The organism is Streptomyces sp. NBC_01216, assembly GCF_035994945.1.
GTDB lineage: Bacteria > Actinomycetota > Actinomycetes > Streptomycetales > Streptomycetaceae > Streptomyces.
This window is the reverse complement of record NZ_CP108679.1, coordinates 136,968-145,945: the sequence shown is the minus strand read 5'-3', so window position 1 is coordinate 145,945 and position 8,978 is coordinate 136,968. Positions and strand designations below refer to the sequence as shown.

Here is an 8,978-nt window from a genome sequence, read left to right as displayed (position 1 = left end):
ATGAAAACGCGGAAAGCGTTCTCGCCGATAAATGCGAAAACTAGGGAAACACGATAGAATCCGAAGGTTAAACACCATGGGCCTGAGCGCCGACCGAACGAAGTACATCGAAAAAAAACGTACCATATCGCTGCGCGATATGCAAGCGAACACCCGCGCTGCGCGCGGGTGTTGCGCTCCCGCTCCGCGTGAGCGCTAGCGGGTGGCTGCGCCACCCGCACACTCTGCTTGCTGCGCAAGCAGAGTGACGGTCCGTCCGCTGCGCTCCCGGACCAGTGGGACCATGTCCCACTATCAGGTCTCCGTTCCGCTCCAGCCTGGCCGGCGGGTCCGCTGCGCTCCCCCGCCTGACGGTCCTTCCGGCTGCGCCTCCAGAGCTGTTGAGGCCCGCTGGCGCGGGCCGGGCTGGCTATGAGGGTGGGGCGCTCATTCGCGTGGGTTCCAGAGTGTACATGCTGCCTCAAATTGATGCAGCATGTACCGTTGGCGGAAATGCGGGGCACCCCCAAACCACTCGGATGAGGCTGACGGCTCATCAATCCTCAGACAGTTGCAGTAACTGGCTACACCAACTCTTCATCGAGGAGATCTCCGAAGTGCCCGAATACCCACTGGTCGATCAACTGAGGGTAAGAGTCGATCAGCTCTTTGGGTGGAGATTGGCGCGGTTCTTCGAAGTGAAAGCCCCATTGGGAGACGATGTTATCGCCATCTGCCAGTTCTAGAACTGCGGAACGCAGGCGGCGAGCATGCGCGAGAATTTCTTTTTCTCCCGCCGCGCTAACATTACCGACACTGGCGCCTTCGTGAGCAATGAAGTTTCTCGCTTTTGTGGCCTGCCGTAGCACGGCCATGATTTCGTCGGAACTCGATATTTTGCCAGTCAGGTGGTTCAGCGTGTTTGCAAGCATTTTGTCAGGTGGAAGGTTGGTAATCAGGTCACCATCCATGACGAACTCAACGCCACTCTCGTGCATTTCAATCAGGTTGATGCATCGAACCATCCAGCGGCACTTCTTCTCGAACGCGTTAGCTAGATGGAGCGACCGTCCAGCCGAGAGAAACAGAGCATCGAGCAACTCCGGCTCGCGGGGAGGTAAGTAGCCCAAGGACCAAGTCATGCTCTTACGATAGTGACGGTGTCCAACGGATATCCGGTTGTCTCCGTACGGCAGGCCTTGTGAGGCCGAATTTGTCAGACAACCTGTGTTGCAGCTTGACCGAAGACCTGGTCGAAGGAGTGGGCCCATCGGGTGCTGACAAGGTGGTAGGCACCGCTTCGGTGACGCAGAGCGTGAACGGTGTAGTGGAGAACCTCAGCCGGCGTGAGGACTCGCATGTCGCCCAGGACGTAGTACAGCGGTGTAGGCGCATGAGTGGCAGTGAAGAGTAGGCCGGCGTTCACGGCGGTGGCGCTGATCGCGTAGCGGTTGCTGTGAGTGCTGGGCATGCGGTCTTTGGCGTCGATGGTGACGAGCTCACCGCCGCGGGCGGCGATCAGGTCGGGGAACTGCCGCAGGGCGGAGCGGGTGCGGCGCAGCGCGTCCTGGATCGGGGCGGGGTAGGTGCCCTGGCCGCAGGCCTGCACGGTCCATCCGCGGTCCCGAAGAGCTTGCATGACACGTGTTTCGTGGCGGTCTCCTGCTGCTTTTCGGGCCTCCCAGTTCGGCATTACTCCCCCTTGAATTCCCGGACCTGCGTGGTACGAAGCCATGGTGCTTCGTGCTACCACCGTAAGGGGTAGGATGCTGTCATGGCGGCATACGTTGACCCACGTTTTCGTCCCACGCTGTGGCCCGGAACGCCGGTGCCAACGCCACCACTGACGCCCGTTGCGGGAGTCCGCGTGGAGGGTGACTGGATCATGTGGGACGTGCAGGACCCGTTCGCCGTCCAGGAGATGACCGCCCTGCCCGACGACTTCTACCTGCGTGAACTGCTGGATCTGGACCCGGACGATTTGCCTACCCTGGCCGACTGGATCGGCACCTACGGCATGTTCTGCGGCTTCGGCACGGGGCTCGACCATGCCAACTGGGGCGAGGACGAAGAGCTCGAACTCCGCGAGCTCGCGGAACGGGAGAACGAGGAGACCGGGGGTTTCGGTATGCACCGCGACCTCCTCAGGATCTACATCCGGGAGGTCCAGACAGCCGTCACGACGTGGCTCGCCTGCTGCCGCGAAGGAGGTCTCGACGAGCTCATCGAACCCGAAGTCACCGAAGCCCGGCTCGCTCAGCTGAAGGCCGACAATGCCCACCGGGACGACGGATGGCCTCAAACCCTCGACGTGCTGCGTGAATTCCTCCTGTGGACGCGGCTCAACCAGCTGAAAACCGCGATGCAGGAAGCCCTGCGCCCCTTCAGCGTGGGCATCGGCAGTCTCGCCGAACGCCACCCCACCATCTACTCCGTGGCCTTCCTCCAGCTCTACAACCACATGGCCGAAGGCGCGACCGTACGCCAGTGCGCCAATGAGACCTGCTGCCGCCCCTTCGTCCGCCAGCGCGGTCGTGCCGAGTACGGCCAGCACCGCACCAGCGGGATCAAGTACTGCTCCCGCGAATGCGCCCGCGCTCAGGCCCAGCGCGAACTACGCCGACGTCGCAAGCGGCAAAGCCCGGCGTCGGCACCTCAGCGGCACATCGTGACCGACTGCCTCGGCCTGCTCCTGGTCGTCGCGGTGACTGCCGCGAACATCGGCGACCGGGATGCTGCGACGGGCCTGCTGACCCGGCTGCGCCGCCTGCACCGTGACATCTGCCTGGTCTGGGCCGACGGCGGCTACACCGGCGGCCTCGTCGACTGGTGCCGGGACAAACTCGCCCTGACTTTGGAGATCGTCAAGCGCACCGACGACATGACGGGATTCGTGGTGCTGCCCAGGCGCTGGGTGGCAGAACGCACGTTCGCGTGGCTGATGCATTCGCGCCGACTGGCCCGGGACTACAAGACGTTGCCGGCCAGCAGCGAGGCGATGATCCGGTGGTCGATGGTCACGCGGATGAGCCGTCGCCTGGCACGGCCACGGGCCGCCGGCCGGCACTGAAGGCCCCCGACGCCTCCTGCACGAGCCACCCGCGCTCCGCCAGGCGCCTGGCCTTCGAGCGCACCCCCTCGACCTTCGCCGACGTCGTCTGAAGGCCCAGCCCCACCGCGATCTCCCTGGCCTTGAGCGATCCCTGGCCCGCCGGCTGCCGCTCATCGAGCACGCCCAGGATCCGCTGGTAGTCCGGCGCCAGCACCGTCACCGGCAAGCCTTCGCGCCAAGGCGGCACGATCGACCCCGGCACCGGCGCGGGCGAGGGCACGATTTCCTGCTCCGCCTCGGTCACGGCAGTCGTCTCGGCCGCGGACACGGCCAGGGCCTCGACCAGTTCCTCCCGCGCGATCACCCGCCGGTCCAACTCGATCTCGGCGGCCTCCAACACCCCAGCCAACCGGGCGACTTCCTCTCCCTCCCTCATTCGGAGCTACACCATGCCTGACCAGCAGAAATCAAGCGATCACGTTCGGTTGAGATACGGCTTCTAACTCACCGGCATTGCGCGTCAGAGGCACTTTCTGCGTTCATGATCACCAGATGGACAGCCCGCCTCGTGAAGCGCGAGGTTAGTGCCTCGGTCGCGCAGGCCAAGGAGCGCCGCGGTGAGCCTGCGACCGTGCACGAGATGCCGAAGAAGCGGACCGCGAAGAAGACCGCGGCCAAGAAGACCACCCGGGATGAAGGCGGCCGCCAAGAAGACAACGGCGAAGAAGGCCGCAGCCAGGAAGCCGCGCAGTGCGTAGTGAGGGTGGTGTTCGGTCTGCCCCGGCGGCACGGACGTACTGGGAGAACCGAGGGGCGCGCGACTGGGAGCCGGTGACCGTGCGGATCTGCTACGGCGACCTGACCGGGCAGCCAGTACCCGCGCTGCCGCATGTGCGGCTGAGGGCACCGTCACAGCCACCTCCGTTCCCTGGTGAGCCGACGAGCTACCGAGCCCCACACGACCCGGCGCGTCATCGCGCGGCCGGGATGGCATGGCCGGGGGCCTGCGTCCAGGTAGGCTCCGGGGCGAGAGGCGCGGCGAAGAAGTCCCGCTCATGGCGGGCGGACTCCCGGAAGACGGTGCGCATGGCGTGCCTGGTCGCGTCGTCCGCCTCAGCGGCCGCGGCAGTGACGATGTCGATCGCGCGGCGGGTCATGACGGCGAACTCGTCATCGGCGTAGGACTCCAGCCAGGAACGGTAGGGATGCTCCGGCCGGGCAAGGAGATGCAGTTCCCGGCCGAGGTCCTGGTAGATCCAGAAGCACGGCAGGAGGGCGGCCACCAGCACCGCGTATCCACTGCGGGCGGCTCTGGCGAGGTGGTTGAGGTAGGCGGTGGTCGTCGCGTCGGCGGGCACATCGGCGGCCGGTGCCAGACGCGAGAGGTGGGCCACCAGTTCGCTGGTGATGGCGGCCCTGGCGGAGTCGCCCCAGAACACCTGAGTATCCGTCGTGGGCGCGAGGGAGCCAGCCTCGGCGAGCAGCCGGGCGTTCTCTCGCAGATACAAGGCGTCCTGGGCGAGGTACCGCGCGAAGGCGCCGGGATCGAGGGTGCCGTTCCGCAGTGCTTTGAGAAAGGGGAGTTCGCCGATCTCGGCACGGAGGTCGGCGACGTGCTTCCACCACTCCGTTTCGATCTCAGGGGCGGTGGGGCGCGTTTCGAGGCCACCCCGGCTCCACAGTCCCGCGAAGTGGCTAATCGGGCCGTTGCCAGCGCCCACCTTCAGTTCGGCACCGTGCCGGATGCTCTCCGTGAGCCAGCGTTTCGTCTCGCCGAGCGCGTGCTCCCAGTCGCCGAACCGCGCGTAAGTGGTCGCGAGCGCCGCCGATAGCGAGCAGCCGGTGCCGTGCGTGGTGGTGGTGTCAATGCGCGGGCCCGGGAAGTCGACGCGGGTGCGGCCCCCCTTCAGACCGCCAGCAGCGTCAACGAAAGCGTCGAGGACCACGTCGCCATCGAGATGGCCGCCCTTGGCGAGCACGGTGACGCCGTGACGCTGCGACACCTGCAGGGCCTGAGCGATGACGTCTTCCCAGGTGACGGCGGGCGGCAGGCCGGTGAGCACGGCCAGCTCCGGTACGTTGGGCGTGACGAGCGAGGCCATACCCAGCAGGGCCGTCACTTCGTCCTCGGCCTCCCGGTCGAGCAGGCGGTCACCGCTGGTGGCGACCATGACGGGGTCGAGGACGACGACGGGCGGGCGCACCCGATCCAGCCAGCGCCGGACTTCGCGGGCGACCGGCGCGGTGCCGAGCATGCCGATCTTGACCGCGTCGATGCGCACGTCGTCGCCGACCGCGGCGAGTTGCTCCGCCAGGAACGCGGTGGGCGGCGTGTGCACCGACCGCACTCCGCGGGTGTTCTGGGCGACGAGGGAGGTCACCACCGCCATCGCGTATCCGCCAGAGGCGGCGATGCTCTTAATGTCGGCCTGGATCCCCGCCCCGCCGGTGGGGTCGGTGCCAGCAATGGAGAGCACCCGGGGAGGCCGCAGACCACGGGGCCGAAGTCCTTCTGGGAGCGTCACAGTTACGCCTTTCCGTGGGTGTCACGAACGTCCACGATGTTGTGGCAGGGGGTTGGTGGCGGTTCAGGGGTTCTCCGGTCGTTCGGTACGCGGACCACTCGCCGTCCGGGCCGACCGCTGCCGAAGACGACCGAATCAGGGATCCCGCAGAGGCGTCGGGAGGGCGGTAGGCCCTCCCACATCGCGATCATGCGCAGCCCGGACCCGGTGGGCGCTCCGGCGCTCACCGGTGCGGCGCCGTGAAGCGTGCGACCTCCGGGTGGCTCAGCACGAGGTCGAGACCGCGAGCCAGGTTGGCGTGCAGACCGCCGTCGTCGACCCGGTGCACGAGCCAGTCCCAGTCCCGGGCGGCCCGGTGGAAGATGTCCGCCGTCTCCCGCTGAAGGCGGGTGAAGGCCGCCTCACCTTTCTCCCCGGCCGCGCCGTAGTCCTCCAGGACACCCAGGCTGCCGCTCTGCGCCATGCGCCACCGGTAGGCGAGGTCAACTGGGCCGTGGACGAGGACGCCGACGTGTGGTCGTAGCGGGAATGCATTGAAGATGTCCTTGAAGAACGTCCGCATCAGCCGGGCGGTCTGCGACCAGGACGAACGGTCGGTGGTGATCCGCCGCGAGATGAGCACCTCCTTGATCACGTGCTTGAAGGGGAACGATTCCTGGAGAACCACCTCACCCCGGGCGAGCGCCGGCTGGATCTGCTCTGCGGCGACGACCAGATTGGCCGCCAGCTCGACCAGCGCCGCGGCCAATGGGCCGACCGGCCGAACACCGGTGACGTGGGAGTCCTTCAGGCTGTTCTCCCAGCCCGCCTCGGACCAACTCCGGTAATCCCGTGGCATCCGCAGCGGCTCGCCGGCGCGCTGGCCTCCGGCGAACAGCAGCCGGAACGCTTCGACCCAGAGCTCCTGGAGAGCGTCGCCTGGCCACTGCCGACCTTCGCCGGACAGAAGTGGGCGCCAGGCCACATGCCGCACGGTGAACCCCTGGGACTCAAGGTACGAGCCGACCTCGCGCGAGAGGGTCGTCTTCCCGATCCCGTCCACACCGAGAAACGACACGAACAGTCCTTCCGGGGCCGGGGCCGGGGATGGTGTCCCGGCGGTCTTCGGCGCTCCACAGGCGGACGTGTCGTCCACTATGTCCACTGGTACTCCGGTTCGCTTCAGCGGCTCGTCGGGCACGGACGGACCATCCGACTGGTCGGACACGGGCGGCACTTCCGAGGCCGGTGGAGCCGGCTCATGCCTCTGCGCGACCGCTGTGAGGGACGAGGGCCCGCCGGCGGAAAGTCGTGGGCGGGGCAGTGTGGTGCTCGTCATAATGCGACTCACTTCATACCGAGCAGGTTGGTGTGTTCGGGCAGGCCGGGGAGCAAGGTTCTCCCCACGTCCCTGCGGATTTCGGCAAGCCGCACATCCACTACGGCACCCCTCGGGGGAAGCCGATCTACCTGCGGAAATGGACAACGTTGTCCCGCCTCGCCCTCCCCCGACGGGCCCGCGCACGGCGTGCCCAACTCGTGTGCGAGATGCGGGCCGTTAGCGGCGCAGAGGCTGTGGCCGAGCACGACCGTCGGCGACCCCGGACGGGAGAGCGCCGCAAGGCTCGTCGTCGTGTCGTCCAGGCTCGCCCGGGGCTGCTCCGTGAAGCGGCGCTCGTGCCCGGGCGGGGTGAGGCAGAGCGCTTCGACGTCTTCCGGCGAACCGCGCACCAAGCGCAAGGAGGTGGTCGGGCCACCGCAGGAGTGCGGGACGACGAGCAGGTGCACCCGCGGGTCCGGGCCCATCTGTCGTGGCCGGGGCGGTGACCCCCAGCGCGTGTCCGCGGTCGTCGGACGACTCAGTACCACGAGTCCCGGCGGCGGCAGACCCGGCGTCATCGCTCGTCCGCCCGGAGGTCTGCCCTGCTGTCGGCTGGTGAGCTCCTGATGAGGGGTTTGCCAGGGGACTCGGGGGAGGCCATCGTGAGGTAGGCGGACAGCTCGGCCACCGTCGGGTGGGAGAAGACGTCCACGGTCCGCAGGTCTGGCCAGTGTTTCCGTAGACGGAAGGCAAAGCGGACAATCGTTGTTGAATCGGCGCCTAGGTCGAAGAACCCGGTCTCGCTGTCAATGTCGGTGGTCCCGAGCGTTTCGGCGAATGCGTCCGCGACCATCGATATCGTCTCGTCGAATCGAGTCATCGCATGGCCTCCGCGAGCACCGAGCCAGCGCGCGCGACCCGATCGAGATCATGGGCGTCGTCCATGTTGACGATCACCGCGTCGACACCGCACTCGCGATAGGTGTGCACCTGTTCCGTCACCTCGTCGGGTGTGCCGCACAGGGCGAGTGCCCGGACCGCGGCGGGCCTTACTCCGAGCAGCCGGCCGAGGTCTTCCATGCCTCGGTGCAGTTCCTGCTCCGAGTCCGCGATCAGTGCCGTGCCCAGCCATGTCTTGGTGATGTCGGCGGGGTCGCGGCCGACCGCGTCGCAGGCCCTGCGGAGCACGTTGACCTTGTGCCGCACGGTCGCTGGGCCGCCGAAGAAGTTACAGCCGTCGGCGAGACGGGCGATCATCGGGATCGTCGCCTGCTCGCCGCTTCCGCCGATCAGGATCGGCGGCCCGCCCGGAGCGATCGGCTGAGGCACGTTAATCACGTCGTCGACGTGGAAGTGCTCGCCCCGAAAGGACGGCGCGTGCTGTGTGAACATCGCCCGGCAGATCTGGACGGCTTCGCGCAGCTCCCGCATCCGCTGGGGCAGCGGCGGGAACGGTAGGCCATACGCCTCGTACTCCTCGCCGTGCCAGCCGGCGCCGAGGCCGAGGACTGCCCGGCCCTTGCTGATCACGTCGATGGTGGTCACCGTCTTCGCCAGCAGCGCCGGATTGCGGAATCCGACCGCGGAGACCAGGACCCCCAGCCGTGCGCTCGCCGTCGAGGCTGCCATGCCCGCGAGCGTCGTATACGCCTCGAGTATCGGGTCCGTGCGATCGCCGACCGTGGCAATCTGATGGAGGTGGTCCATCACCCACAGGCTGTCGAAGCCTGACTGCTCAGCGGTCTGCGCCACGGCGACGACATGGCCGAACAGCTGACTGTCTGGCACACCGGGGAACGCGAAGCTCGCGAACTGGAATCCGACCTTCGTGAACGGTGCATTGCTCACCAGCGTTCCACCAGCCGCAAACCCAGCAGACTCGTGCAGATGGCTTCAACCGGCTCGTGCAGGTCGTTCACCGGTTCGCCCTGCGCCGCGGCCACCGACTCAGCGACCTCCCGCACCGAACGGCGCCCGTCGATCTGCTGCCAGACCGCCCGCGCGTCAGAGTTGAGGAGGTAGCGGCCAACGAGCGTCTCCAGAAGCAGACCCTCCTCTTCACCGCGCCGCACGGTGACGTCCAGGGCACGGACGAGAACCTCTTCGTGATTGGGCTTCATGC

General features: G+C 67.1%; 10 protein-coding genes. 2 read left to right on the top strand and 8 right to left on the bottom strand.

Annotation, left to right across the window (positions count from 1 at the left end; all coding sequences use genetic code 11):
• Window positions 1-563: 563 nt before the first annotated feature.
• Window positions 564-1,121, bottom strand: coding sequence for a hypothetical protein (locus OG393_RS34960; protein ID WP_327379083.1), 558 nt, complete (start codon window positions 1,119-1,121; stop codon window positions 564-566).
• A 74-nt stretch (window positions 1,122-1,195) separates the two neighbouring features.
• Window positions 1,196-1,618, bottom strand: coding sequence for a hypothetical protein (locus OG393_RS34955; RefSeq protein WP_327379082.1), 423 nt, complete (start codon window positions 1,616-1,618; stop codon window positions 1,196-1,198).
• A gap of 246 nt (window positions 1,619-1,864) precedes the next feature.
• On the opposite strand from OG393_RS34955, the gene OG393_RS34950 reads away from it, so the two are divergent.
• Window positions 1,865-3,049 (top strand): transposase, encoded by a 1,185-nt coding sequence (locus tag OG393_RS34950; RefSeq protein WP_327379081.1) that lies wholly within the window; start codon window positions 1,865-1,867, stop codon window positions 3,047-3,049.
• Here the strand turns inward: OG393_RS34950 and OG393_RS34945 are convergent.
• Window positions 2,997-3,431: a hypothetical protein gene (locus OG393_RS34945; protein WP_327379090.1), complete on the bottom strand. Its 435-nt coding sequence runs from the start codon at window positions 3,429-3,431 to the stop codon at window positions 2,997-2,999. The genes OG393_RS34950 and OG393_RS34945 overlap by 53 nt on opposite strands.
• Window positions 3,432-3,599: 168 nt before the next feature.
• Between OG393_RS34945 and OG393_RS34940 the strand changes: the two genes are divergently transcribed.
• The gene (locus tag OG393_RS34940; RefSeq protein WP_327379080.1) at window positions 3,600-3,866 is read left to right on the top strand and encodes a hypothetical protein; all 267 of its coding nucleotides are present in this window, start codon (window positions 3,600-3,602) and stop codon (window positions 3,864-3,866) included.
• Window positions 3,867-4,002: 136 nt separating this feature from the next.
• On the opposite strand, the gene OG393_RS34935 is transcribed toward OG393_RS34940, so the two are convergent.
• The 5 genes from OG393_RS34935 to OG393_RS34915 form a co-directional block, all read right to left on the bottom strand.
• Window positions 4,003-5,508: a bifunctional hydroxymethylpyrimidine kinase/phosphomethylpyrimidine kinase gene (locus OG393_RS34935; RefSeq protein WP_327379079.1), complete on the bottom strand. Its 1,506-nt coding sequence runs from the start codon at window positions 5,506-5,508 to the stop codon at window positions 4,003-4,005.
• Window positions 5,509-5,779: 271 nt separating this feature from the next.
• Window positions 5,780-6,613, bottom strand: a complete 834-nt coding sequence (locus OG393_RS34930; RefSeq protein ID WP_327379091.1) for a hypothetical protein — start codon at window positions 6,611-6,613, stop codon at window positions 5,780-5,782.
• 817 nt (window positions 6,614-7,430) lie between these two features.
• Window positions 7,431-7,736, bottom strand: coding sequence for an acyl carrier protein (locus OG393_RS34925; protein ID WP_327379078.1), 306 nt, complete (start codon window positions 7,734-7,736; stop codon window positions 7,431-7,433).
• Entirely contained in the window at window positions 7,733-8,704 is a 972-nt protein-coding gene (locus tag OG393_RS34920; protein WP_327379077.1) for an LLM class F420-dependent oxidoreductase, read from the bottom strand. The genes OG393_RS34925 and OG393_RS34920 overlap by 4 nt, the downstream gene beginning before the upstream one ends.
• Window positions 8,701-8,976, bottom strand: coding sequence for a PqqD family protein (locus OG393_RS34915; protein WP_327379076.1), 276 nt, complete (start codon window positions 8,974-8,976; stop codon window positions 8,701-8,703). The genes OG393_RS34920 and OG393_RS34915 overlap by 4 nt, the downstream gene beginning before the upstream one ends.
• Window positions 8,977-8,978: the final 2 nt, after the last annotated feature.